This window comes from Acidimicrobiia bacterium (assembly GCA_035651955.1).
In the GTDB taxonomy this organism is placed as follows: domain Bacteria; phylum Actinomycetota; class Acidimicrobiia; order IMCC26256; family JAMXLJ01; genus JAMXLJ01.
Genome location: DASRES010000078.1, coordinates 1 through 24,829, shown reverse-complemented (window position 1 = coordinate 24,829; position 24,829 = coordinate 1). Strand labels below are relative to the sequence as shown.

At 72.6% G+C, this 24,829-nt stretch carries 23 protein-coding genes and 1 riboswitch; of the genes, 8 read left to right on the top strand and 15 right to left on the bottom strand.

Annotated features, from left to right (window positions below; genetic code table 11):
* Positions 1–20 precede the first annotated feature (20 nt).
* From VFC33_16885 to VFC33_16830, 12 genes are all read right to left on the bottom strand, one after another.
* The gene (locus VFC33_16885) at positions 21–1,211 is read right to left on the bottom strand and encodes a hypothetical protein (GenBank protein ID HZR14917.1); all 1,191 of its coding nucleotides are present in this window, start codon (positions 1,209–1,211) and stop codon (positions 21–23) included.
* A gap of 139 nt (positions 1,212–1,350) precedes the next feature.
* Positions 1,351–3,693: a xanthine dehydrogenase family protein molybdopterin-binding subunit gene (locus tag VFC33_16880; protein ID HZR14916.1), complete on the bottom strand. Its 2,343-nt coding sequence runs from the start codon at positions 3,691–3,693 to the stop codon at positions 1,351–1,353.
* Entirely contained in the window at positions 3,690–4,208 is a 519-nt protein-coding gene (locus VFC33_16875; protein ID HZR14915.1) for a (2Fe-2S)-binding protein, read from the bottom strand. The genes VFC33_16880 and VFC33_16875 overlap by 4 nt, the downstream gene beginning before the upstream one ends.
* On the bottom strand, positions 4,208–5,089 hold the full coding sequence (locus tag VFC33_16870) for a xanthine dehydrogenase family protein subunit M (GenBank protein HZR14914.1): 882 nt from the start codon (positions 5,087–5,089) through the stop codon (positions 4,208–4,210). Before VFC33_16870 ends, VFC33_16875 begins: the two co-directional genes overlap by 1 nt.
* Positions 5,090–5,107: 18 nt before the next feature.
* Positions 5,108–6,577 (bottom strand): carboxylesterase family protein, encoded by a 1,470-nt coding sequence (locus tag VFC33_16865; protein ID HZR14913.1) that lies wholly within the window; start codon positions 6,575–6,577, stop codon positions 5,108–5,110.
* A 36-nt stretch (positions 6,578–6,613) separates the two neighbouring features.
* Positions 6,614–7,096 (bottom strand): flavin reductase family protein, encoded by a 483-nt coding sequence (locus VFC33_16860; GenBank protein HZR14912.1) that lies wholly within the window; start codon positions 7,094–7,096, stop codon positions 6,614–6,616.
* 138 nt (positions 7,097–7,234) lie between these two features.
* Complete coding sequence (locus tag VFC33_16855) at positions 7,235–8,005, bottom strand: enoyl-CoA hydratase (GenBank protein ID HZR14911.1); 771 nt, start codon at positions 8,003–8,005, stop codon at positions 7,235–7,237.
* Entirely contained in the window at positions 8,002–8,928 is a 927-nt protein-coding gene (locus VFC33_16850; GenBank protein ID HZR14910.1) for an NAD(P)-dependent oxidoreductase, read from the bottom strand. The genes VFC33_16855 and VFC33_16850 overlap by 4 nt, the downstream gene beginning before the upstream one ends.
* Before the next feature lie 44 nt (positions 8,929–8,972).
* The gene (locus tag VFC33_16845) at positions 8,973–9,458 is read right to left on the bottom strand and encodes a hypothetical protein (GenBank protein ID HZR14909.1); all 486 of its coding nucleotides are present in this window, start codon (positions 9,456–9,458) and stop codon (positions 8,973–8,975) included.
* 195 nt (positions 9,459–9,653) lie between these two features.
* Positions 9,654–10,577: a hypothetical protein gene (locus VFC33_16840; GenBank protein HZR14908.1), complete on the bottom strand. Its 924-nt coding sequence runs from the start codon at positions 10,575–10,577 to the stop codon at positions 9,654–9,656.
* Between the two features lie 89 nt (positions 10,578–10,666).
* Positions 10,667–11,278, bottom strand: a complete 612-nt coding sequence (locus VFC33_16835) for a hypothetical protein (GenBank protein ID HZR14907.1) — start codon at positions 11,276–11,278, stop codon at positions 10,667–10,669.
* A gap of 38 nt (positions 11,279–11,316) precedes the next feature.
* Positions 11,317–12,738, bottom strand: a complete 1,422-nt coding sequence (locus VFC33_16830; protein HZR14906.1) for a nucleotide sugar dehydrogenase — start codon at positions 12,736–12,738, stop codon at positions 11,317–11,319.
* Positions 12,739–13,013: 275 nt separating this feature from the next.
* Between VFC33_16830 and VFC33_16825 the strand changes: the two genes are divergently transcribed.
* Complete coding sequence (locus VFC33_16825) at positions 13,014–13,649, top strand: GGDEF domain-containing protein (GenBank protein HZR14905.1); 636 nt, start codon at positions 13,014–13,016, stop codon at positions 13,647–13,649.
* 85 nt (positions 13,650–13,734) lie between these two features.
* On the opposite strand, the gene VFC33_16820 is transcribed toward VFC33_16825, so the two are convergent.
* Together VFC33_16820 and VFC33_16815 are read right to left on the bottom strand one after the other, a co-directional pair.
* The gene (locus tag VFC33_16820) at positions 13,735–14,874 is read right to left on the bottom strand and encodes a Glu/Leu/Phe/Val dehydrogenase dimerization domain-containing protein (protein ID HZR14904.1); all 1,140 of its coding nucleotides are present in this window, start codon (positions 14,872–14,874) and stop codon (positions 13,735–13,737) included.
* 9 nt (positions 14,875–14,883) lie between these two features.
* On the bottom strand, positions 14,884–16,998 hold the full coding sequence (locus VFC33_16815) for a thiamine pyrophosphate-dependent enzyme (GenBank protein ID HZR14903.1): 2,115 nt from the start codon (positions 16,996–16,998) through the stop codon (positions 14,884–14,886).
* Between the two features lie 59 nt (positions 16,999–17,057).
* Between VFC33_16815 and VFC33_16810 the strand changes: the two genes are divergently transcribed.
* Together VFC33_16810 and VFC33_16805 are read left to right on the top strand one after the other, a co-directional pair.
* Entirely contained in the window at positions 17,058–17,939 is an 882-nt protein-coding gene (locus VFC33_16810; GenBank protein HZR14902.1) for a 2-oxo acid dehydrogenase subunit E2, read from the top strand.
* 45 nt (positions 17,940–17,984) lie between these two features.
* A complete protein-coding gene (locus VFC33_16805; GenBank protein HZR14901.1) occupies positions 17,985–18,227 on the top strand; it encodes a DUF2007 domain-containing protein in 243 nt (80 codons plus the stop codon).
* Positions 18,228–18,232: 5 nt separating this feature from the next.
* Here VFC33_16805 and VFC33_16800 read toward each other — a convergent pair whose 3' ends face one another.
* On the bottom strand, positions 18,233–19,069 hold the full coding sequence (locus VFC33_16800) for an HDOD domain-containing protein (GenBank protein ID HZR14900.1): 837 nt from the start codon (positions 19,067–19,069) through the stop codon (positions 18,233–18,235).
* 94 nt (positions 19,070–19,163) lie between these two features.
* Positions 19,164–19,249: riboswitch (TPP riboswitch) on the top strand.
* Positions 19,250–19,253: 4 nt separating this feature from the next.
* On the opposite strand from VFC33_16800, the gene VFC33_16795 reads away from it, so the two are divergent.
* The 5 genes from VFC33_16795 to VFC33_16775 all read left to right on the top strand — a co-directional run.
* On the top strand, positions 19,254–19,934 hold the full coding sequence (locus VFC33_16795) for a thiamine diphosphokinase (protein ID HZR14899.1): 681 nt from the start codon (positions 19,254–19,256) through the stop codon (positions 19,932–19,934).
* Positions 19,931–21,013 (top strand): thiamine ABC transporter substrate-binding protein, encoded by a 1,083-nt coding sequence (locus tag VFC33_16790; protein HZR14898.1) that lies wholly within the window; start codon positions 19,931–19,933, stop codon positions 21,011–21,013. Before VFC33_16795 ends, VFC33_16790 begins: the two co-directional genes overlap by 4 nt.
* Positions 20,989–22,713 carry an iron ABC transporter permease gene (locus VFC33_16785; protein ID HZR14897.1) on the top strand — a complete coding sequence of 575 codons (1,725 nt, stop codon included), beginning with the start codon at positions 20,989–20,991 and terminating at the stop codon, positions 22,711–22,713. The genes VFC33_16790 and VFC33_16785 overlap by 25 nt, the downstream gene beginning before the upstream one ends.
* Complete coding sequence (locus tag VFC33_16780; GenBank protein ID HZR14896.1) at positions 22,713–23,765, top strand: ABC transporter ATP-binding protein; 1,053 nt, start codon at positions 22,713–22,715, stop codon at positions 23,763–23,765. The genes VFC33_16785 and VFC33_16780 overlap by 1 nt, the downstream gene beginning before the upstream one ends.
* A gap of 64 nt (positions 23,766–23,829) precedes the next feature.
* Positions 23,830–24,829, top strand: a 1,000-nt coding sequence (locus VFC33_16775) for a hypothetical protein (protein HZR14895.1), incomplete at its 3' end; no start/stop codon positions are given.

The window sequence follows — 24,829 nt, the reverse complement described above, 5'->3', positions numbered from 1 at the left end:
CTTGTCCGACGGAGAGCGCCTCAGCCGGCGGCGAGCTCGTCGGGCGACGGGAGTGCGGACGGCGCCACGACGCGCGGCCCGTACACCCGGGCGTCGCTCATCACGGTCGCGTCGGAGCCGTTGACGCTGTAGACGACGACAGGACCGGCGCCGGGCGCGTCGACCACGTGGCCGCCGTACGTGAACTCGGTGCTGCCCGCGGGCACGGGCGTCAGCGCGATCGTCCCGTCGTCGTCGTTGACCGCGCGCCACGGACCCTCCGGTGTGCTCGCGTACCACGCCGTCACGTCCCCCGAGAGCATGTCCCAGCGCTTCGCGACGCCGAGCCAGCCGGACCCGTAGCGGACGACGTTCAGCGACGAGCTCGGTCCGGCGTCGGGTGAGAGGTCCGCGGCGGTGAACGTCATCGGCGTCGCGGCCGACGGGTCGGCGGACCACTCGCTCCCGTCCCAGAACTGCCAGCCGCCCGAGAGATCGGCCGGGACGCGCGCGACGTACTGCCCGGCCTGCGGGAGCAACCAGCCCGGGACGGACAGCTCCCCGTACACGTACGCGAACCCGTCGTCACCGACCGCCACGGACGACCCGTACGCGGGCGCGTCGCCACCCGCGGGGAACGGGAGCGCGCTGATCGACTGCACGCGCAGGTCGGGAAGGCTCAGTGTCGCGAGGCGCATGTCGACGGTCGTCCAGTCCCAACCCGGCAGTCCGGCCGTCTGGCGCATGCGCATGACGAACACGTGCACCGAGCGGCCGGACGCGTCGGCCCATCCGTGCGCCGGCCAGTACCACTCGCCCGGCTCGGGCGAAGGGAAGAGATCGGCGACGTTCGCGGCCGTCCCGCCCATGGTGGGCTGGAAGCACCGGCCCGTCTGCACCAGCGCGGAGCTGCGCACGAGGCGCGTCGGCGGGACGCGACGGTTGGCGACGACCGGTCCCGTGAACGTGTCGCCGAAGAGCCACAGCACCCGGCCGTCGGGCAAGGGGATCGCGGCCGCGCCGTCACCGCCGCTCCACACGGGCCCGCGCGTGTCGAACGCGCGCTGGTAGTCGGCCGCGCTCGTGAGCCGCGCGACGCACGTCGCCGGGTTCGCGTTCGCCGCGGGCGCGGGAGCGACGGTCGCGCACGCGCCCAGCACGAGCGCCAGCACGATCGTGCCGGCGATCGTCGTCGCGCGCGCGCGACGGCTCTGGACGCGAAGGTCCCTCACGCGTTGCTCCCGGACTTCGACGCGGCCGAGCCGCGAAGACCACTGCTGTCAGGCCCTGCCCGCCTGCGCGTCCGCCGGCGTCACGCCGGCGACGGCCCGTTCTGATCGGCAGGCGCGCCGCGCGCTTGAAGGGAAGCCGTCAGTCCCGGGTCGCGTCGAGCAGCGCCACGATCTCGGACGGCCCGAGCGGCTGGCGCGTCGGTTGCACGCCGAAGGGCGCGAGCGCGTCGGCCACGGCGTTGAACACCGCGGGCACCGAGCCGATCGCGCCGCCCTCCCCCATCCCCTTGTGCCCACCCGGGGTCGCGGCGGGCGTCTCGACGTGGCCGTACTCGATCGTCGGGACCTCGACGGCGGTCGGGAGGAGGTAGTCGAGGAACGTCGTCGTGAGCGGGTTGCCCTCGTCGTCGTAGACGACGTGCTCGTAGAGCGTGCCGCCGATGCCCTGGACCACGCCGCCCGCGATCTGGCCCTCGACGACCATCGGGTTGATCATCACGCCGCAGTCCTCGCTGACGACGTAGCGGGTCAACGTGACGTGACCGGTGTCGACGTCGAGGTTGCACGTGCACACGTGGCACGCGTTCGAGTACATGACGGGCGGCGCCTTGAACCGCGCGACGACCTCGAGGCCGGGCTGCGTATCGGGCGGGAGCGCGTCGGACGTCGCGTACGCGACCCGCGCGACGTCCGCGAGCGTGATCGCGCGCGACGGCGTGCCGCGCACCGAGATGCGGCCGTCCTCGACGTCCAGGTCCTCGGGCGCGGCCTCCATCATGTGCGCGGCGATCGCGACGACCTTCTCGCGCACGTCGAGCGCGGCCTGGCGCGCGGCCGAGCTGAGGATCGGCGCGCTGCGGCTGCCGCCCGTCCCGCCCCCGAACGGCGCGACCTCGGTGTCGCCTTGGTGCACGACGACGTCGTCGACATGCACGCCGAGGTGCTCGGCGACGACCTGCGCGACCGTCGTCTCGAGGCTCTGCCCGTGCGAGCCCGACCCGACGAACACGTTCACGGTGCCGTCGGGCTCGACGCGCACGTTCGCGGCCTCGACGCCGAGCGCGCCCATCCCGGTCTGCGGCTCGATGTAGAGGCCGATGCCGATCCCCAGGTTTCGGCCCTCACCACGGGCGCGCGCCTGCTCGGCGCGGAAATCGTCGTAGCCGGCGAGCGCGACGGCCTGCTCGAGCGTCTCGGCCGGCGACACGTTGTCGTACACCATCCCGGTCGCGGTGGCGTACGGGAGCTCGTCGCGACCGATGACGTTGCGGCGTCGCAGCTCGAGCGGGTCCATCCCGATCGTGCGCGCGACGGCGTCCATCATCTGCTCGCGCGCGACCGTCTCCATCATCCACGGCCCGCGGTACGCGCCCCGCCCGCAGGTGTTCGTCCACACCGCGGTCGTCGACCAGCCGATGCGCGGGATGCGGTACGGCCCGGGAAACATCATCGCGACGAAGATCCCGGTGCCGCCGGTGCCGCCGTTGGCGTACGCGCCGGCGTCCTCGAGGTGGTCGACACGCGCACCGACGATGCGACCGTCGCCGTCGACACCGATGGTCGCGGTCACCCGGTCAGTACGCGCGTGGTTCGACGCGAGCAGGTTCTCGCGGCGGTCCTCGATCCACTTGACCGGACGGCCGAGGAGGTGCGAGGTGAGGACGACCGTCATCTCGTCGCGTGGCATGAAGTACTTCTGGCCGAACCCGCCGCCGACGTCCTGTTGCATCACGCGTACGCGGTTCTCGGTGATCCCCAGGATGCGGGCGCACGTACGCCGGACCTCGTGCGGGTTCTGGCTGGACATCCAGACGCGCAGCTCGCCCGCGTGCGCGTTCCAGTCGGCGACGACGCCGCGCGTCTCCATCGGTGTCGGCGTCTGCCGGTGCTGCACGAACGTCTGGGTGACGACGTGCGCCGCGTTCGCGAGCGCGTCGTCGAGCGCGGGATCCGGCGGCGTGGCCATCGTCGTCGCGACGTTCGACCCCAGCTCGGGGTGGACGAGGTTCTCGGTGTCGGCCGCGGCGCGCTCGAAGTCGACCACCGGGGTGAGCGGCTCGTAGTCGACCTCGACGAGCTCGCACGCGTCCTCGGCGACGTAGCGGCTCTCCGCGACGACGAGCACGATCGGGTCGCCGACGAAGCGGACGTCGTCCGCGGCGAGCGGGCGGACGGGTGCGGACGGCCCGTTCGTACCGTCGGCGAACATGCTCGGCACCATCGGCCCCGCGGGGCGACCGTTGAGCTCGCGGGCCGTGAGGACGGCGTGCACGCCGTCGAGCGCGCGTGCGGCGTCGACGTCGAGACGGGTGATGCGCCCGCGGGCGACGTCGCTGCGGACGAACGCCGCGTGCAGCATGCCGGGCACGGTGACGTCGTCGACGTAGCGGCCGTGACCCGTGACGAGGCGCGGGTCCTCCTTGCGCGTGACGGACTGGCCGACGAACCGACCCGCGGTGTGCGCCGGCGTGGTGGTCGTCATGCGGTGACGCCCGCGCCGGCGCCCGCATTGCGTTCGGCCACGCGTTCGGCCGCGAGGTGGACGGCCTTGATGATCCCCTGGTACCCGGTGCAGCGGCAGAGGTTGCCCGACAGCGCCTCGCGGATCTCGGCGTCGGTGGGGTGCGGGTTGTCGCGCAGGAACGCGGTCACGGACACGACGAAGCCGGGCGTGCAGAACCCGCACTGCAGACCGTGCGCGTCGCGGAACGCGGCCTGCACGGTGCTCAGCTCGCCGTCCGGTTCGGCGATGCCCTCGATCGTCGTCACGTCCGCACCGTCCGCCTGCACCGCGAACATGAGGCACGAGCGCACGGCCGCGCCGTCGACGAGGACCGTGCAGGCGCCGCACACGCCGTGCTCGCACCCGAGGTGTGTTCCGGTGAGCGCGCAGTCCTCACGCAGGAAGTCGGCGAGCGTCTTGCGCGCGTCGACGTGCGCGCGCCGTCGTTCGCCGTTCACGGTCATCGTCACGTCGAGCGCGGTCCCCTCGATCATCACGGTATGTCCTCCTCCGCCCGGCGGATCGCGTCTCGGAGCGTCTTGCGGGCGAGGTACTCCCCGACTCGGCGCCGGTACGACGCTGACGCGTGCACGTCGTCGACCGGTGCGGTGTCGCGCACCGCGAGCGCGCCGAGCTCGCGCAGGTCGTCGTCCGACGCGGGGTGGGTGCCGACGAGCGCCTGCTCGGCGTCGGTCGCGCGGACGGGTGCCGGTCCCATCCCGAACAGCGCGATGCCGGCACGGGTCACGTTCGACGATCCGTCGAGCTCGACCGCGGCGATCGCGCCGGCGAGCGCGAAGTCGCCGTGACGGCGCGCAACCTCGTCGCACGCGAACCCGCAGCGGCCCTCCCACACGGGAAAGCGGACGGCGACGAGGAGGTCGTCGGCGCCGAGCGCGGTCTGCCAGGTCCCCTCGAAGAACTCTTGCGCGGGGACCTCGCGCGTCCCGCTGCTCGACGCGACGTCGAAGCGCGCGTCGAGCGCGAGTGCGACCGCCGGGTACTCGGACGCGGGATCGGCGTGCGCCAACGAGCCGCCGACCGTCCCCCGGTTGCGGATCTGGAAGTGGCCGATCAGCGGCGTCGCCATGGCGAGCAGCGGGACGTCGCGCGCGACATCGCCGTCGTGCTCGACGGTCGCCTGGGTCGTCATCGCACCGACGCGCAGCGTGCCGTTGGTGCGCGCGACGCCGCGCAGCTCGTCGACCCGGTTGAGGTCGACGAGATGCTCGAAACGCGCGAGTCGGAGCGCGAGCATCGGCACGAGGCTCTGCCCGCCCGCGAGCGGCTTCGCCTCGTCGCCGTGCCGCGCCAGGAGGTCGACGGCCTCCGCGATCGTGGTCGGCGCGTGGTACTCGAACGGTGCCGGCTTCACGGCCGGCAACCTACCCGGCTAGCCGCTCCAGCTGTCGAGGCGCTCGCCGCCCGGGTCGTCGACGGTGCGGCACTCGCGGCCGAGCAGCATCGTCGTCCGCACGGGTGGCTCGTAGCGGGCCCAGCCCGGCTCGCCGTCGCGCGCGAACGCGCACCACGCGGCTCGCATGCGCGTCGACAGCGCCTCGGCCTCCGTGCCGCCACCGACGAACGCGTGCCAGCCCTCGCGGTCGAACGTGCCGAACGTGAACGGCAGGTCCACGGCGTGACAGGCGCGCAGCGCGCCATCGTGCGCGGCGGCCGGCCACGTGAACACGTAGCCGTAGGTGCGGTTCCCCCGGCGCGCGTGCCCGTCGGCGACACGGCGCGCGGGAAGCGACATCTGCACGTCGGTCGTCATGTCCGACCAGAGATCGGCGGGCGACGCGCGGTGCGGCCGCGCCGTCCGCGTGTACGTGTCGACGACGGCGTCGACGTCGACCTCGTCACGCAGGCGCGTGACGTGCCGCGCGAGCGTCACCCGATCGGCCGGGAACGTGCTCGGGTCGAGGAACAGGCGCATCTCGTCCGCGGTGATGCCGATCACGAGGTCGACGCCGTCGGCCGAGATCGCGACGTCGGGTGACGCGGTGACGACCGCGCCGTCGGCCACGGGATGGAACGGCATGAGGCCGACGCTCGGTAGGAGCGCCGCCGCGGCCTCGTCCTGCGCGGCGAGGATCCGCTCGACGGGGACGGCACGAAGCGCGTCGAGGTCACCGGGCCCGGCGCCGAGACACTCGGCGAACCGAGCCGCGACCTCTGCGGCGCGCTCGGGCGTGAGCGTGAAGTCGGTCGCGCCGCTCTGCGCGATCGCGCGCTGGAACAGCCCGCGCGCAGCGGGGGCGGCGAGGAGATGGAGCACACACCCGCCGCCGGCGGACTCGCCGAAGATCGTGACGCGGCTCGGGTCGCCGCCGAACGCGGCGATGTTGTCGCGCACCCAGCGCAACGCGGCGATCTGGTCGAGCAGGCCGCAGTTCGGCGCGTCGAGCGCGCAGAACCCGAGCGCGCCGAGGCGGTAGTTGCACGACACCACGACGACGTCGCCGTCGGCCGCGAGACGCATGCCGTCGTACGTCGCCAACGACGACCCGCCGAGCTGGAACGCCCCGCCGTGGAGCCACACCAGGACCGGCCTCCGTGCGCCCGCGTTCACCGCCGGCGTCCAGACGTTGAGGGTGAGGCAGTCCTCGCTCGTCTCGCCGACGGTCATGCCGGGCACGAGCCCGTTGAGCACGTTCGTGGGGCGCTGCGGTGCCGACGGGCCGAAGCGTGACGCGTCACGTGGCTCGCGCCACGGGTCGGGCGCCTCGGGCGCCGCGAAGCGCAGCGCGCCGACGGGCGGGCGCGCGAACGGGATGCCGCGGAACACGTCGACGGCGCGCCGGTCACGCTCGCGCACGACCGCGCCGAGCACCGGACCGCTCGTCGTGTCGACGACGCCCACCCGTCGTCCCCCTTCACGCCACCCGTGCGGTGGCCGTCAGCCGCCGTAGTTCATGCCGGTCGACCGCAGCAGCAACGGCGTCTTGGAGTCGTCGCGCACGCCCGCGTTCACGACCTCGGCGACGAACACGCTGTGGTCGCCGCGCTGCACCTTGTCCGTCACGCGCGCCTCGAACCAGTACGGCAGGTCGACGAGGAGCGGGCACCCCGTCTCCGGGCCGGGCTCGAACTTGTAGCCGTTCAGCTCGTCGCCCTCGACCTTCGTCGTGCGGAAGAACGCCTTCCCGATGTCGAGCTGGTCTTCGGCGAGCACGTTCACCGCGAGCTCGTTGGTCTTCAGCACGATGCGGTGCGTGTCGCTGTCGGTCTTGACGCCGACCATGATGAGCGGCGGCTCGAACGACGCCTGCGACAGCCAGTTGATCCCGGCCGCCGAGTACTCGTCGCCGTCCTTCGCGGTGACGACGAACAAGCCGTAGTTGATCGCTCGCAACGCGACCTTCTTCGCCTGCGGGTCCACGGGCTCCCTCCGCGATCGACGACTGGAGGGACCCTACCGCTGCGGCAGGCTCGACCGAGCGGGTGTCAGTGACGCTTCACTGAGCGCTGAGTCGGCTCTCGACCGACTCAGGCTTCACTGAAGCGTGAGTGACACGGGTCAGAGCTGCCGGCGGCCGCGCTCGACGACGGCGCCGCGTCGTGCCTCGATCGACGCGGGGTCGAAGCCGCCGCCCTCCCACGCCCGGCTCACGCGGTCCTCGATGACCCAGCCCTCCTCGAGCGTCGTCAGCGTGACCTCGTCGTATGTCTTGAACAGGCGGCGCACGCCGGCCTGGTCGTTCGAGACGATGTCGAGCGCGAGCGCGCGCGTGAACGGCAGGAGCTCGTCGTGCGGGACGACGTGGTTCACCAGCCCCCACGTGAGGGCCGTGTGCGCGTCGACGAAGTTGCCGGTCGCGCTCATCTCGCGCGCGCGGCGCACGCCGACGGACTGGCACAGCATCACGGTCAGACCCCAGCCCGGTTGCACGCCGACGCGCGAGTGCGTGTCGGCGAACCGGGCGCGCTCGGACGCGACGAGGAAGTCGCACGCGAGCACGAGCTCGAGCCCGCCCGTGATCGCCACACCGTTGATCGCGCCGATGAGCGGCTTCGTGCGGGGCGGGAGCGGGCCGCGGTACGGGAGCCGCCCGTCGTCGTCGGGCGGGTTGCCCGCGCCGACCTCCTTGAGATCGATCCCGGCGCAGAACGCGGGATCGGCGCCGGTCAGGATCGTCACGTCGACGTCGTCACGCGCGTCGAGCTCCGTGATGACGGCCGGGAGCCGGCGACGGACCGCGCTGTTGAGCGCGTTGCGCGCGTCGGGCCGGTTCAGGGTGACGACCGCGACACGGTCGGCAACGTCGACGAGGACGACGTCGTCGCTCATCGCCGCGCGCCGAGCAGCTCGGGATGGCGTGCCTCGACCATGCGCCGGATGCCGTCACGCCAGCCGACGCGGGCCTCGCCGACGAGCTCGTGCATGCGGGTGTTGTCGGTCGTGACGCTGCCGATCGTCGCGTCGGTCACCACGAACTCGGGCTCGAGGCCGGTGAGCTCACCGAGGTACGTGCACCACTCCTCGATGCTCGAGACCGGCCCGGCCCAGTTGACGATCGTCGCAGGGACGGACGCGATCTCGAGCAGGCGCGGGATCTGCCGGATGATGTCGTCCTCGTGGATCGGGTTGAACCGGTTCGGCTGCTCCGGGTGCAGTTGGATCGGCATGCCGTGGAGCATGAACTCGAGGTGCCATGCGGGCCAGCCGCCGTTGTCGCCGTACGGCACGTTGAGGCGGGCGATCGTCGTCGGCAGGTTCCACTGGCGGGCACCCAGCCGGGCCACGACCTCGGCCGAGATCTTGGCGATGCTGTACGTCGGCATCATCACGCGGTGGTTGTCGCCGAGCGGGTCCGTCTCCCGCAACGGGTGCTCGGGCCCCTGGTGCTGGTACACCGCGGTCGACGAGCACTGGAGGAACGCCGTCGCGCGCCGGCAGTGCGCCATCAGCAGACCGGTCGCCTCCGCGTTCGCGGCGAGGTCGCGGTCCCAGTCGCCGTCACCGCCGCGCACGACCGCGAGGTTCAGGACGTAGTCGAAGTCGTCCGGCAGCGCGTCGAACTCGCCCGTCGCCAGGTCGAGCGCGACGCAGTGCACACCGAGCGCGTCGAGACGCTCGCGAGCGGCCGGGTCCGAGAACCGCGCGACGCCCCACACGTCGTTGTCGCGCGCGAGTGCGCGCGTGATCGGTTCCGCGACCTGACCCGTCGGCCCGGTGACGAGGATCTTCTTCCCGCTGAGCGCGTCCGTCATCGCCCCGGAGACTACGTGGCTCGCCTCTCCGGCGACGGCGGCGGCTACTGCGTCGCGGTCGCGTGGGCGCGCTCCGCGATGCGGAGCACCGCGGCGAGGTCGTCGGTGGGCGGGTCGACCTGGAGCGTCGGGCCGTCACCGTGACGGAACAGCAGGCGCCGGGCGTCGCGGATGCCGGCGAGCAGCGCGTCGTGGCCAGGAATGCGGAACGCGAGCCGCAGCTCCATGTGCTCGCCGCTGACGAGGTACTGGACCTGGAGGCGAGCGGCGAGGGTGCCGAAGCCCTCCTCGGCGACGAACGTCCAGCGGCCCTGGTGCGGCGTCGGTTCGCCGGCCTCGGCGGCGGCCGCGAGGAGCGCGAGCGTCCCGCCCTGGTCGCCCGTCTCGGGGACGAGCACGTCGACGAGCGGCACCGAGCCCCGGCTGCCGTCACCCCGCATGCCCTCGACCCAGCGGGCGTCGGCGACGCGCAGGCAGTCGAGCGAGAGGGCGACGAGCTGCTCGGTGGTGCGGGCGACGGTGAGGTTCATTGCTTCCTCCGGTCGTGACGGCTGTCTGCCGTATCGGCAGGAGGCGCCACCCGGCTTGATGGGCCGATCGGCCCATTCGCCGACGCAGACATGCGGCACTCATGTACGGATTTCGACAGTGAGTGCCGCATCTTCGGGGGCCGGACATGCGGCACTCAGGTACGGATTCCGACACTGAGTGCCGCATCTTCGGGGTCAGAGGCCGTTGACCGTGAAGTCGTCGAACTCGAACTCGGCGTTGTCGCCCCGGATCCCGACCTTGCCCGGGCTCAGGATGGGCGGACCGCCGATGCTCCCGTCGTCGACGGCGCTCGCGACGAGCGTGTCGTTGGCGTAGAGCTGGATGATGACGGATCCGTTCGCGTTCGTGTCGATCGTCGCGAGCACGTGCTCCCACTGCCCGAACGGGATCGGGTGCGAGCCGGACTGGCCGAGGTCGTAGTACGTGCCGCCGTTGCTCGGACCGCCCGGGACCTTCTTCTTGATGATCGTCGTCCCGTCACGACGGTCGATCGACGCGTAGTAGAGCGAGTACTCGTTCTGGTAGCGGAGGAACACGTGCAGGCCGTCCCAGGCGACCGCGGGCGTCGTTGCGGTCGTCGTCAGCCCGAGCATGTCGAGATCGAACGACACGGCGACGTTGCCGAAGTCGTTCTCCTTGGTGGTCAACCGGAACACCGCGGAGTCGGTGCCGTTGGTCGACTGCGCGTTCGGCCCGACGTCGTCGGGCACGCCCGTGTACCCGTGGCCGTCGCGCGTGAACAGCGAGCCGCTCGTCATCTCCCAGTCGGGTGACACGACGGCGTCGGGCAGCGTCGGGTTCCAGTACGCGTACTCGTTCGTGACGAGCCCGTCGGGACGGTCGAACGCGTCCTGGAACAACGACGGCGGCGCGGACGCGACCGTCGTCGACGTGGTCGAGGACGTCGACGTCGACGTGGGGGTGGTGCTGGGCGACGTGGATGTCGACGTCGACGTGGCGGTCGGCGCGGTCGTCGACGTCGTGGACGGTGGGGGCGGCGGCGCGGCCGTGTACCCACTCCCGAGACACGACGCGAGCAACGCCGACGCGGCGACGAGGGGCAGGGCGAGCGCGAGCGGGCGGCGGAGCTGCCTCACGAGCGGGACCCGGACCGCGCGAATGTGCACGTCCTGTAGATCGGCACGGAGGCGCGGGAACTGGAACGCGCGTCGGCGTCCGGGCCGCGTCAGCGCACGGCGAGCGCGAGCACCGCGAGCACCGCGACGACGACCAGCAGCACGAGGCCGAGGCTCGACACCGCGAGCGTCCGCGCGCGGCGGCTGCGGCGGCGTGTGCGGCGGTCGGGTCGGGAGACGGCGTCCTCGACCACGACCGGCTCGGCCGCGCGGGTGGTCAGCCGGCCGGACCCGGCGAGGTCGGGCGCTCGGGTGCCGGGCAGCCGGAAGCCGGCGAGGTCGGGCCGGTCCCCGTCGCAGCTCGCCCGGGGCCCGTCGTCCTCGACCGCTGCGGACGCGTCCACGTACGGCTCCCTGTGCGGCTCCGCGTGCGGCTCCGTGTGCGGCTCGGTCACCGCGGGTCGCGTGCGCAGGAGGAACCGCCGCCGGCGGGGCAGGAGGTCCGACGACGGCGGCGGCAGGCCGATCATCTCGGGTGAGACCGGCAGCGGGTGCTCGCCGCCGGCCTCACCCGTCCCCTCGAGGACGACCGCGTCCGCGCCCTCCCGGGCGTCGATCTCGAGGTCGTCGTCGTGTTCCACGACCGGCCCGCGCACGATCTCGAGCTCGTCGCCGGGCCCCCGTGTCGTGTCGACGAGACGACGCACGTCCTCACGCGTCACGGGCAACTCCCTTCCGCCGCGGGTCGACGACGAGCCGCTCACAGTCGCACGACGCTCGGGAGGTCCATCCCGCGGGTCACGCCCTGCGCGTCGAACACGAGCTCCGACGCGCGCGCGACCTCGCTGAAGTCGACACCGGGATGCGCGGCGAGGACGACGACGCAGTCCGCCTTCCGGAGCTCGTCCGGGTCGAGCTCGACGCTCTCGAGGTCGGCGCCGAACAGGTCGACGTGCGCGACGTACGGATCGTGGTACACGACGTCTGCACCCGCGCGAGCGAGACGTTCGATCACCGTCATCGCCGGTGACTCCCGGGTGTCGTTGACGCCGGGCTTGTAGCTCACGCCGATCGCGAGGACACGCGAGCCGCGGATCGGCTTGCCCGCCGCGTTGAGCGCCTCGCCGACGCGCTGCGCGACGTACGCGGGCATCGAGTTGTTCACTTCGAGCGCGTGCTGCACGAACCCGAGGCCGAACCCGCGCCGCTGCGCCGCGCGCCACGAGAGGTAGCTGGGGTCGATCGCGATGCAGTGACCGCCGACGCCGGGCCCCGGCCAGAACGGCATGTACCCGAACGGCTTCGTCGCGGCCGCCTCCAGCGCGGCCCAGATGTCGACCTCGAGGTCCGCGGCCGCGGTCGCGAGCTCGTTGACGAGCGCGATGTTGACCTGCCGGAACGTGTTCTCGATGAGCTTCGCCATCTCGGCCTCACGCGGCGACGGCGCGTGCACCACCTGGCAGCCGAGCTTCCGGTAGAGCAACGCGGTCAGGTGCTGCGCGGTCCCGCCGACGCCCGAGACGATCTTCGGGACGCGCTGCAGGTGCCAGGTGCTGCCCGGGTCGATCCGCTCGGGCGAGTAGCCGAGCGCGAAGTCGTGTCCCGACTTCAGCCCCGACCCCTCGAGGATGGGGGCGACGACCTCCTCGGTCGTGCCCGGGTACGTCGTCGACTCGAGCACGATCAGCTGGCCCGGTCGCAGCACCTCGGCGAGGTCGCCGGCGGCGCGCGTCACGAGCGACAGGTCCGGTCCCCCGTCCTTCAGCGGTGTCGGCACCGCGATGATCACCGCGTCCGCGGTGAGCAGCGCGAGCGGGTTGTCGGTGAGGCGCGCCCCGCGCAACGCCGCGAGGTCGTCCGCGGTCGTGTCGACGATGTACGACTCGCCGCGCTGCAGCGCGTCGATCTTCCGCGCGTCGGCTTCGACGCCCAGGACGTCGAAGCCTTCGCGCGCCGCCGCGACGAGCAACGGCAGGCCGACGTACCCGAGTCCGACGACGCCGATCGTCGCGGTGCGCAGCGCGAGCCGCTCGGCGAGGAGCTCCAGCGGCGCGGGCGCCGTGGACTCCCCCGTGCGGAGGTCGAAGACGTCGTCACGCTCCACACCGGCGTCGGCGACGTGCTCGAACGACAGGTCCGTCGTGGCCGCGACGGACGACACGCGGGTGATCGGTCGGTCCATGGTCTCCCCTCTGACGAACCCCCGTCGGCCCCGGCGGGCGAGGGCGAGGAGAGCGCGCGCGACCGGTAGCGAGCGCCGGGGCGCGTCGCCGCCTTGGTGGCCGCCGCGTGCCGACCTCGCGACTTGCCGGCACTGGGGACAGGGAGTGCATCGGCACCGGCCGGACGCTTTCTGTAGCGGCCGGACCGAATTTCGTCACGTTCCGTGCCCGTCACCGCGGACGAGAGCGGGCGGAAATGTGGACGTTCGCCTCAACCCGCCCGGTTCGCGCGCCGATGGCGACAGACGTGAACGGCAAGCAGGCCCGCATCCTCGCCGGTGTCGCCGGCGTCGTCGCCCCGGTCGCCGCGTCCGCGCTCGCGGTGGCACGCGCGATCACGTCGTCGCGGCGGGAGATCGACCGGCTCGAGCGCGCGCTCGCGTCGGCGGAGGCGGACGCCCGGCGTGTCGCGGACGACCTCGTCGACCCCGAGACCGGCCTGCTCGACTCGCGCTACTTCACGGCCGCGCTCGAGCAGCGCGTCGCCGCGGCCCGTCGCAAGCTCCAGCCACTCGCCGTCATGCTCGTCGACGTCGACACCGAGCACGGCAGCGTGCTCACCTTCGCGGAGCAGGCGGCCGTCATCCGCGACACGCTCCGCGAGGCCGACAGCATCTGCCGGATCGGCGTCAACCGTCTCGGACTCATCCTGGAGGAGGCGACCGAGTTCGGCGCCGTGTTCGCGATCGAGCGGATCCGGATGTCGGTCAACGGCGCGGGCGGCGACGAGGAGCACCTGTGGGCCGGCGTCGCCGGCTACCCGAGCCACGCGCTCGACGCCCCGCAGCTCCTCGAGCGGGCCGCGACCGCGCTCGAGCGGGCCCGCAGCTCCGGCCGGGGCTGGGTGCGCGTCGCCCGCAGCACCGAGTAGCGCGAAGTACCACCACGCTCGCTCGCGGCCTCGGTTGGTACACAACTCGCGGTCAGAGGCGCGAGTTGTGTACCAACGCGGCGACTCAGGGGTGGCCGGGGCGCAGCGTGCGGAGCGGTTGGCCGTCCGTCCACGCGGCCGGGTCGCCTGGGCGCCAGTGCCCGCCGGGCACGGCCTCGGTCCGCAGACGCCCACGGGCGAGCTCGAGCGCGGCGTCCTCGGGTGTGACGCCGCGCTCGCGCGCGACCCGCAGGACGCGTGCCGTCGTCTCGCCGATCGCCGCCGCCCGCTTCAGCGCGCGCTCCCGTGAGTACCCCGTGAACTCCTCGGCGATGTTGATGATCCCGCCGGCATTGACGACGAAGTCGGGTGCGTAGACGATCCCGCGCGCCGCGAGGGCGCCCGCGACGGACGGGTCGGTCAGCTGGTTGTTCGCCGCACCGACGATCGCACGGCACCGAAGGCGGGGCACCGTCTCGAGCGACGTCACGCCGCCGAGCGCGCACGGCGCGAGCACGTCGCACTCCTGCTCCAGGACGTGCTCGTGCTCGACGACCTCCGCGCCGTGCTCGTCCGCGACGGCCGACGCGCGCGACGTGTTCACGTCCGCGACCGCGACGTCGGCGTGCGCGTCACGCAACAAGGCGACGAGATGCGCGCCGACGTGGCCCGCGCCCTGCACGACCACACGACGCCGACGCAACGACGGGTCGCCGAACACCTCGTCGCACACCGCGTGCATCGCGTGGAGCACGCCGACCGCGGTGACCGGTGACGGGTCGCCCGAGCCACCGCGCTCCTCCGCGACGCCCGTCACCCACGGCGTCTCCTCCGCGATGACGTCCATGTCGCGCGTCGTCGCGCCGACGTCCTCCGCGGCGATGTAGCGCCCACCCAGCTCGTCGATCGCGCGCCCGAGCGCGCGCAGCAACGCCTCACTGCGCGGCGCGTCCGGGTCGTCGACCATGACGACGGCCTTCCCGCCCCCCTGGTGCAGCTCGGCGACGGCCGCCTTGTACGTCATCGCCTCCGACAGCGCGAGCACGTCCCGGACGGCATCGGCCTCGGACGGGTAGCGCCAGAACCGGATGCCGCCGAGCGACGGGCCGAGCGCGGTCGAGTGGATCGCGATGACGGCGCGCAGCTCCGAGGCGCGGTCGGCGACGAACACGACCTGCTCGTGACCCGCACGCGCCATCGCGTCGCCGATGGAACGGCCGTCCACGCGACCGGCTCAGTACGCGAGCAGCGCGCGGAGGTCGCGCGCGATGTCGGGGACCTGCGGGAGGATCGCCTCTTCGAGCGTCGGCTCGTACGCGACGCAGGTGTCCGTCGCCGCGAGCCGCCACACCGGCGCGTCGAGCAGCTCGAAGCACTCGTCCGCGATCCACGCCGCGACCTCGGCGCCGAACCCGGCCGTCAGCGTGTCCTCGTGGACGACGAGCACGCGGCCGGTGCGCGTGATCGAGTCCGCGACGATCTCGTGGTCCCACGGCGTGATCGTCCGCAGGTCGACGATCTCGACGCGCGTCCCGTCGGGATCGACCTCACGCGCCGCGAGCACCGACCGGTGCACGGTCGCACCCCAGGTCACGACCGTCACGGCGTCGCCCCGCGTCACGTAGGTGCCCCGGCCGAACGGGACGCACCAGCCCGCGGGCGGGTACGGGTCGCGGTTGTAGCCCTGCCGGTACAGGTGCTTGTGCTCGAGGAACAGCACCGGGTCGTCACAACGGAACGCGCTGCGTAGCAGCCCCACGGCGTCACGCGCCCGCGACGGGAACGCGATCAGCAGCCCGGGCACATGGGCGAAGATCGACTCGCCGCACTGCGAGTGCCAGATGGCGCCGCCCGTCAGGTATCCGCCGATCGCGACGCGCAGCACCATCGGGCACGCGAACGCGCCGTTCGACCGCCAACGAACGGTCGCGGCCTCGGAGCGGATCTGCTGCATCGCGGGCCACACGTAGTCGAAGAACTGGATCTCCGGAGACGGGCGCAGGCCGCGGATCGCCTGCCCGACCCCGCGCCCGACGATGTTCGCCTCGGCGAGCGGCGTGTTGTAGCAGCGCGCGATCCCGAACTCGCGCTGCAGCCCGAACGTGATGCCGAACACCCCGCCCTTGCCCGGCACGGCGTCGAGGACGCGCGGGTCCGCGTCGGCCACGTCCTCGCCGAACACGCGGATGCGCTCGTCGCGCGCCATCTCGTCGCGCAGCGCGCGGTGGATCGCGTCGCCGAACGTGACCGTGTCGCCGTCGCCGGGGTCGCCGTCGGTGTCGGCCACGGGCGGCTCCGACGGCGCTTCGCCGAGCACGCACGCCGTCGCCGGCCCGTACACGTGGTCGACGACCGTGCGCGGGTCGGGACGCGGCGCGCTCAGGGCTTCGCGCGCCGCTTCGGCGACGATCTCCTTCGCCTCCTCGTGGATCGCGGCGACGTCGTCCTCTCCCAGGACGCGCGCCTTCAGGAGCGCGACCTCGAGGTTGTGGATCGGGTCGTGGCTGAGCTCGTCGGCGAGCTCGTCCGGGTGGCGATACTTCTTCTGGTCGTCGGACAGCGAGTGCGCGTACGGGCGGGTGACCTTCGCGTGGATCAGCGTCGGCCCTGCTCCCGCGCGCACGTGCGCGATCGCGTCGGCGCCCTTGCGCCGGCTCTGGAACCAGTCGCGCCCGTCGATCTTCACCACGTGCAGGCCGCGCACACCGCGCACGAGCTCGGAGATCGGTGCCGGCGCCTGATCGGCCGCGCGCACCGAGATCGCGTATCCGTTGTCGGCGACGACGTACAGCAGCGGGAGGTGCAACCGGCACGCGGTGTTGAGGCTCTCCCAGAACTCGCCCTCGGAGGTCGCGCCCTCGCCGAGCGACACGTACGTCACCTCGTCGCCCTGCGCGGTGCAACCAGGGAGATCCCGTCGCACGATGTACCGGCTCGCCTCCGCGCACCCGACCGCGGGCAGGCACTGGCTGCCCGTCGGGCTGCTCTGGGTGACGATGTTGCGCGACGCGTCGCCCCAGTGGCACGGCATCTGCCGCCCGCCCGAAGCCGGGTCGTCGGCCGACCCGACTGCCTGCAGCAGGATCTCGCGCGGCGTCACGCCGAGCCCGAGCACGAGCGCGCGGTCGCGGTAGTACGGGAAGAACCAGTCGTGGCCGGGCCGCAGGGACCGCGCGAGCGCGAGCAGCAACGCCTCGTGGCCCGCGCCCGAGATCTGGAAGTACACGCGGCTCTGCTGGCGCAGCGCGATCTCGCGGTCGTCGAGCGCGCGGGAGATGCAGGCGAGGCGGAGGTCGGCGACGGCCTCGTCGAGGTCGACACCATGGTGCCGGCGTTCCCTGACGCTCATGGTCCCTCCACGGCGAGCGTGCGCTCACGGTAGCCAGCGGGAGCCACTACAACGTTCACGTGCCCGACGACGTGCTGCCCTGGCGCAGACGGCCACCCCGGCGCGTCGCCACGCGCACGTTCCTCTCCCCGGCGGTGCGCGCCGCGGCCGCCGCCCGCGGTGTCGACGTCACCTCGCTGCAGGGGAGCGGCCTCGACGGCCGTGTCACCCGCGACGACGTCGCGCGGATGCGCGACGAGGTCGTCCCGCTCAACAACGTGCAACGGCGGGCCGGCGCGCACCTGCTGCGGTCGAGCCGGATCGCGGCACAGGCGTTCGTGGCGATCGAGGTGGACTTCGAGGACGTCGACGTCGTGCGCCGCGTGACCCGTCTGACGTTCCTCCCGTTCGTCGCGCGCGCCGTGGTCGACGCGATCACCCGCCACCCGTGGGTCAACGCGACCGTCGACGACGACGGGTACGCGACCGCGTCGGATCGAGTGCATCTCGGCATCGCGGTCGACCTGTCCCACGAGGGACTCGTGGTGCCGGTCGTGCGTGACGCGCAGGATCGGCGCCTCGTCGCGCTCGCACACGACGTCGCGGACATCGCCCGGCGTGCCCGCGCCAAGCAGCTGTCGCCGGACGACGTCACGGGCGGGACGTTCACGATCACGAACCCCGGCCCCGCCGGCACCGCCGTCTCGGTGCCGATCATCAACCAGCCGCAGGTCGCGATCCTCTCGACGGACGGCGTCGCGCGCCGCCCCGTCGTCGTGCAGACGGCGAGCGGTCGCGACACGATCGACACGCGCGCGACTGGCGTCCTCGGGCTGAGCTTCGACCACCGCGTCGTCGACGTCGCGTACGCAGCTGCGTTCCTGCGCGACGTCCGCGACGTGCTCGAGACGCGCGACTGGTTCGTCGAGGCGTCGCTCCCGCGATCGGTGTCCTCTCGATGAAGCAAGAGTCGGTCGAGGACCGACCGGTGCTTCAATGAAGCGTCAATGACCACGAGACGCGCCGCCGACGACGAACCTGTCGTGCAGCTCACGTCGACCGCGAGCTTCTTCGAGGCCGACGTGCTCGTCGCGCTGCTGCGCAGCAACGGGATCGAGGCGACCACGCCGGGCGGGCAGGGTTACGGCTACTTCCACCAGATGGACTGCCCGGTGTTCGTGCTCGAGCACGACCTCGCGCGCGCCCGGGAGATCCTCGACTCGCGTCCCGAGCCGTTCCCCGAGCGCTGACGCGCTTATTCGAACCGGCGGGTGACGTCGCTGAAGCGGTCGCCGACGGCGATGCAGATGGCGTCGTAGTCGTCCGCCGACAGGCCGAGATGCTCCATCGAGTGGGCGAAGCCCTCGACGTCGTCGTGGTCGGCCTCGCCGGGCACGACGACCTTCGCGACGCAGTCGGCGAGGTGGACGGCGTACGCGACGGTCGCGTCACAGCTGTCGGGGTCGTGGTGGTACGCGATGCCGACGACGATCCCCTCGGGCAGTCCCCAGTCCTGCGCGACGAGCGCCCCGAGCTCGCCGTGGTGCACGCCGAGGATCTCGGCCTCCGCCGCCATGCGGCTCAGCCCACCCTCGTCGTGCGCGCGGTGCATGGAGACGAGCAGCTCGTCGTCCAGGAAGCGCGCCATCAGGAGCTTGCCGACGTCGTGCAGCAGTGACGCGGCGACGGCCTCCGGCGGCACCTCGGCCCGCGCCCTGCGCTGCAGCAACTCCCCCGCCAGGGACGCCGCGACCGAGTGCCGCCAGAGATCACCCTCGGCGAGCCCGTACTCGGGAACGGCCCGCTCCATCCGTCCGCGCACGTTCACGTCGAGCGCCATCGACAGCACCGCCGCGGCACCGAGCCGGACGATCGCGTCGCGGACCGTCGTCACCGGTGTGCGGGACGCGCTCCACGACGAGTTGGCGGCCCGCAGCATCCCCGCGGTCAGCGCCTGGTCGAACGACACGATCTCGCTGATCGCGCCGAGGTCGGGGTCGCCGGACGCGACGACCGCCGCGAGGCGGACGACGCTCGCGGGGAGCGGGTCGAGGCACGCGGCGGCCTGAGCCAGCGCGTCGAGGTCGATCACCCTCAGATTCTCGGGCGTTCCTGCCCGCGCCTTGAGTCACCGTCCACAAACGTGCAGGTGACGGCCGGAAGCGGCCGGGTACGCTCCGAGCCAACACGGGAGTCCGGTGCGCCGGGCTGAGAGGGAGGCACGGAGCCTCCGACCGTTCGAACCTGAACCGGGTCATGCCGGCGGAGGGAGGAGCGTGGACGGACCGTCAGCCGCGGACGCGCGCGGTGTCGCGATCGTGCTCGGCGCGGGCGGGCCGGTCGATCCCCGCGTCGCGCCGCTGCTGCCGCCGGCCGACCTCGTCGTCGCCGCGGACAGCGGGCTCGCACAGGCCGCGCCCCTCGGGCTGCACGTCGACGCGGTCGTCGGCGATCTCGACTCGGTCGACCCGGCCATGCTCGCCGCCGCGCGCGCGACGGGTACGGCCGTCGAACGCCATCCCGTCGCGAAGAACGAGATCGACCTCGAGCTCGCGATCCAGACCGCGAGCGCGCGCGGCGCGACCCGTGTCGTCGTCGTGACGGGCGCGGGCGGCCGCATGGACATGCTCCTCGCCAACGCGCTCGTCCTCGCGCACGAGCAGTACGCGCACCTCCGCGTCGAGGCGTGGACCGACCGCGCGTGGTCGGCGATCGCGCGCGGCCGTGGACGCGTCGAGCTGGACGGCCGCCCGGGCGAGCTCGTCTCGCTGCTCGCGCTCGGCGGCACCGCGCACGGCGTCTGCACGGAAGGCCTGCAGTACCCGCTCCACCACGAGGACCTGCACCCCGGCTCGGGTCGCGGCGTCAGCAACGCGCTGCTCGACGTCCACGCGGCGGTCGAGCTCGACGCCGGCGTGCTCCTCGTCATCCGACCACATGCACTGGAGGAACCATGAAGCGCTCGACCGCGGCCATCGCCGTCCTCGCGACGGTGACGGCACTCGTCGCCTCGTGCGGCTCGTCGGGCGGCACGAACGCCGCGGCGTCGGGGCAGCACACGACGACGATCACGCTGATGACGCACGACGACTTCGCGACGTCCAAGGACCTGCTGCCGTCGTGGACACGCCAGACGGGCATCAAGGTGAAGGTGCTCAAGGCCGGTGACGCCGGCCGCGCGGTCAACCAGGCGATCCTCACGAAGAGCAAGCCGCTCGCCGACGCCTTCTTCGGCGTCGACAACACGTTCCTTTCGCGCGCGCTCGACGCGGGGATCTTCGTGCCGTACAAGGCGGCGGGCCTCGCCAACGTGCCGGCCGAGTTCCAGCTCGACCCGCAGCACCGGGTGACGCCGATCGACTACGGCGACGTCTGCATCAACGACGACAAGGCGTACTTCGCCGACCACCACCTCGCCGTCCCGCAGACGCTCGACGATCTCGCCGACCCCCGCTACAAGAACCTGCTCGTCGTCGAGAACCCGGCCGACTCGTCGCCCGGTCTCGCCTTCGTGCTCGCGACGATCGCCCGCTACGGCACGAGCCACTGGCTCGACTACTGGAAGCGCCTGAAGGACAACGGTGTCAAGGTGGTCAGCACTTGGGACGATGCCTACGACGGGTCGTTCAGCGGGAGTGGGGCGGGTCGGAAGGCCGGTGGCGACCGCCCGCTCGTGGTGTCGTACGCGTCGAGCCCGCCGGCCGAGGTGTACTACGCGAGCCCCCAACCGGCGACGTCGCCGATCGGGACGCTCCTCGGCACGTGCTTCCGGCAGGTGGAGTTCGCCGGGGTGCTGAAGGGCACGCACAAGCAGGCTGCCGCCGAGAAGCTGATCGACTTCATGATCTCGGCCCGCTTCCAGGAGGACGTGCCGCTCAACATGTTCGTGTTCCCCGTCCGCACCGGCACGCCGCTGCCCGCCGTCTTCACGAAGTTCGCGCAGCTCGCCCCGAACCCATACCGGCTGCCGCCGGCCGAGATCGGCCGCAACCGTGACGCCTGGATCAAGGCATGGACGGACACGGTGTTGGCCTGAGCGAGCCGGAGTTCGAGATCGAGCAGGCGCGCGCGCCCCAGCTCGCGCGCGTGCCATCGAGCGTCGGACGACGCGCGTGGCGCGCGCTCGTCGTCCTCGTCCCGATCGGGTTCCTCGCGCTGTTCTTCGCGTATCCGGTCGGGACGATCATCGCCCGCGGCCTGCGCCCGAACGGACGGTGGCAGCTCGCGCCGCTGCGCAGCGTCTTCACGGACGGCTCGCTGCAGCACGTCGCGTGGTTCACGTTGTGGCAGGCGACCGTCTCGACCCTGCTGACGGTCGTCGCCGGCGTGCCGGGCGCGTACGTGCTGTCGCGCTACCGGTTCCGCGGCCGCCGTCTCGTGTGGGCCGCGGTGACGATCCCGTTCGTGCTGCCGACCGTCGTCGTCGGCTCCGCGTTCCTGTCGTTGTTCGGCCCGCGTGGTCCGTTCGGGTCGCTCGGCCTGACCGGCACGGTGTGGCCGATCCTGCTCGCGCACGTCTTCTTCAACTACGCGGTCGTCGTGCGTACCGTCGGCGGGCTGTGGTCGCACCTCGACCCGCGCGCGGAGGAGAGCGCGCGTGTGCTCGGCGCGAACCGGTGGCGCGCGTTCCGGGAGGTCACGTTGCCGGCGCTGCGACCCGCGATCGCGGCCGCGGCGTCGATCGTCTTCCTGTTCACGTTCTGCAGCTTCGGCGTCGTGCTGATCCTGGGCGGGCCGCACTACTCGACGCTCGAGGTCGAGATCTACCGACAGACGGCCGAGCTGCTGAACCTGCCCGTCGCGGCCGCGCTCTCGATCGTGCAGCTCGTCGCCGTCGTCGCGGTCCTCGTCGTCGCCGGTCACCTGCAGCAGCGGCGGACGACCGCGCTGCGGCTCCGGGCCGAGCGGGAGACGGCGACGCCCGTCTCGACACCGGGTGCGCGGCTGACGCTGGGCCTCAACCTGCTCGTCATGGCCGCGCTGCTCGGCGTGCCGATCGCGGTGCTGATCGAACGGTCGTTCGCGACGGGCAACGGGTACGGCTTCGGCTTCTACCGCGCGCTCGCGAACCCGCCCGGCGACAGCACGCTGTTCGTGTCGCCGCTCGAAGCCGTCCGCAACTCGCTCGTGTTCGCGGTCATCGCGACGGTGATCGCGCTCGTGGTCGGCGGCTGCGCGGCGTTCACGATCGCGCGACGCAGCGCGCGCCCGACGGGCTCGCGCGCGCTCGACACGCTCATCATGCTGCCGCTGGGCACGTCGGCCGTGACGATCGGGTTCGGGTTCCTCATCACGCTCGACCACCCGCCGATCGACCTGCGCACGTCACCCGTGTTGATCCCGATCGCGCACGCGCTCGTCGCTGCGCCCTTCGTCGTGCGCGTCATGGTCCCGATGCTGCGCTCGATCGACCCACGCCTGCGTGAGGCCGCCGCGGTGCTCGGTGCGCCGCCGTCGCGCGTCTGGCGGGAGATCGACCTCGCGATCGTCGCCCGCGCGCTGCTCGTCGCGGCGGGGTTCGCGTTCGCGGTGTCGCTCGGCGAGTTCGGCGCGACGATCTTCATCGTCCGGCCCGACTACCCGACGCTCCCGGTCGTCATCTATCGCCTGCTCTCGCGCCCGGGCGTGCTGAACTTCGGTCAGGCCATGGCGGCGAGCGTGATCCTCATGGTGGTGACCGGGGCGGCGGTGCTGCTCATCGAGCGCTTCCGCGCCGGCTCGGCGGGCGAGTTCTGATGCTGGGTGTCGACGGGCTCACGGTCATGTACGGCGAGACGTGCGCGGTCGACGACGTCTACCTCGACGTCCGCCAGGGCGAGGTGGTGTGCGTGCTGGGGCCGAGCGGTAGCGGCAAGAGCACGCTGCTGCGCGCGATCGCGGGCCTGGAGCGGCCGGTCCGGGGTCGCATCACGTGGGACCACGCCGACATCACGGACCTGCCGCCGCACAAGCGCCAGCTCGGGCTCATGTTCCAGGACCATGCGCTGTTCCCCCATCTCGACGTGTTCGGCAACGTCGCGTTCGGGTTGCGGATGCACCACATGGGCGACAAGGCGATCCGGTCGCGGGTGGCGGAGACCCTCGCGCTGGTGAACCTTCCCGGGTTCGAGCGGCGGCGCGTCAACGAGCTCTCGGGCGGCGAGCAGCAGCGGGTCGCGCTCGCGCGCGCGCTGGCACCCGCGCCGCGGCTGCTCATGCTCGACGAGCCGCTCGGCTCCCTCGACCGCGCGCTGCGTGAACGCCTGATGGTCGAGCTGCACGACCTGTTCACCGCGAGCGGGATCACCGCGCTGTTCGTCACGCACGATCACGACGAGGCGTTCGCGCTCGCTGATCGCGTGGTCGTGATGCGCGATGGTCGGGTCGAGCAGGAGGGCGAGCCGCAGGACGTCTGGCGCCGCCCGACCAGCGAGTTCACGGCGCGGTTCCTCGGCTTCGAGAACGTCGTCGACGCGCAGGTGGCGGTGGCGCACTTCGGCGAGCCCGTCGCGCGCAGCGAGTGGGGGCTGCTGCCCGTGCCGGTCGGGACGCCGGCCGGTCCCGTCCGTCTCGCGCTGCGGCCCGACGCGCTGCGGCTCGACGACACCGGGACGATGTGCGGCGTCGTCGAGACGCGCACGTTCCGGCGCGACCACTTCCTCGTACGCGTCGCGCTGTCGACGGGCACGTCCGTCGAGGTCACCGTCGCCCCCGACGACCTGCCCGACCTGGGCGACGCGGTTCGCCTCGCGGTCGACCCGGACGGCGTGGTCGTCCTCCCGGGGCCGAGCCCCAACGGCCGTCGCTGACTTTTGTGATTCCGCGCGCCAATAACGCGCTGAATCACAATTGTGCTGGGTACGTTGCCCGGCCGTGCACGCACCGACGTCTGTCTCGCGCGACGAGTGCAACGGCACGCCGTCGCACGCCCGGCCCGACCGCACACTCCCCGCGACCTGGCGTCTCGACGCGATTGCGCACACCGCGCGTCCCTCCTCGCTCGCGCTCTCGCCCGACGGGACGCAGGCGGCGTTCGTCCTCGACGGCGACGCGGCCGGCGTCTGGCTCCTCGACCTTGCCGGCGGAGGGTCCGACCGGCTGACCACGGGTCACGTCGCTCTGGACGGGCCACCGTGCTGGTCGCCGGACGGGACACGGCTCGCGTACACGCAGCGCGGCGCGATCTACGTCGTGCCCGTCGCGGGCGGTCCCCCGGGACGGATCACCGACGGCGAAGCCGCGACGTGGCTCGACGGCGACACGCTCGTCGTCACGATGTTGCGCGACGGTGCCGTGCGTGTCGCAGCCGTCGCGCTCGACGACCCGTGGCCACGGCCGCTCGCGCGCCGTGACGGCGACTACGCGGACGTCGCGGTCCGGCCCGGTGGACGCTTGCTCGCGGCGACGTTCCGCCCCCTCGACGACCCGAACCGGGTCGAGCTCCATCTCGTCGACACGACGAACGGCGACGTCCGCGCGGTCACGGGCGCGCCCGACGTCGCCGACGCGCAACCCGCGTGGTCACCCGACGGAACCGCGCTCGTGTTCGTGTCCGACCGCTCGGGATGGCGCGAGCTCCATCTGCTAGAGCTCGATCGTGCCGACGTCGAGGCGGGCAAGCTGCTGGACGCGATCGGGACCTCGCAACGGCATCTCACCGCCGACGGCGCCGACTTCGCGCACCCGTGCTGGAGCGCACGCAACCCGCGCATCGTCGCGACACGTGGTCGCGCCGGTACGACGGACGTCGTCGCCGTCGACGCCGACACCGGTTGGGTCGACGTCGTCGCGCCCGGTGGAACGTGGGCCCGGCCGCAGTGGCGGGACGACGGTTCCGTCGTCGCCGTCCACGAGAGCGAGACGTCGCCGCCGG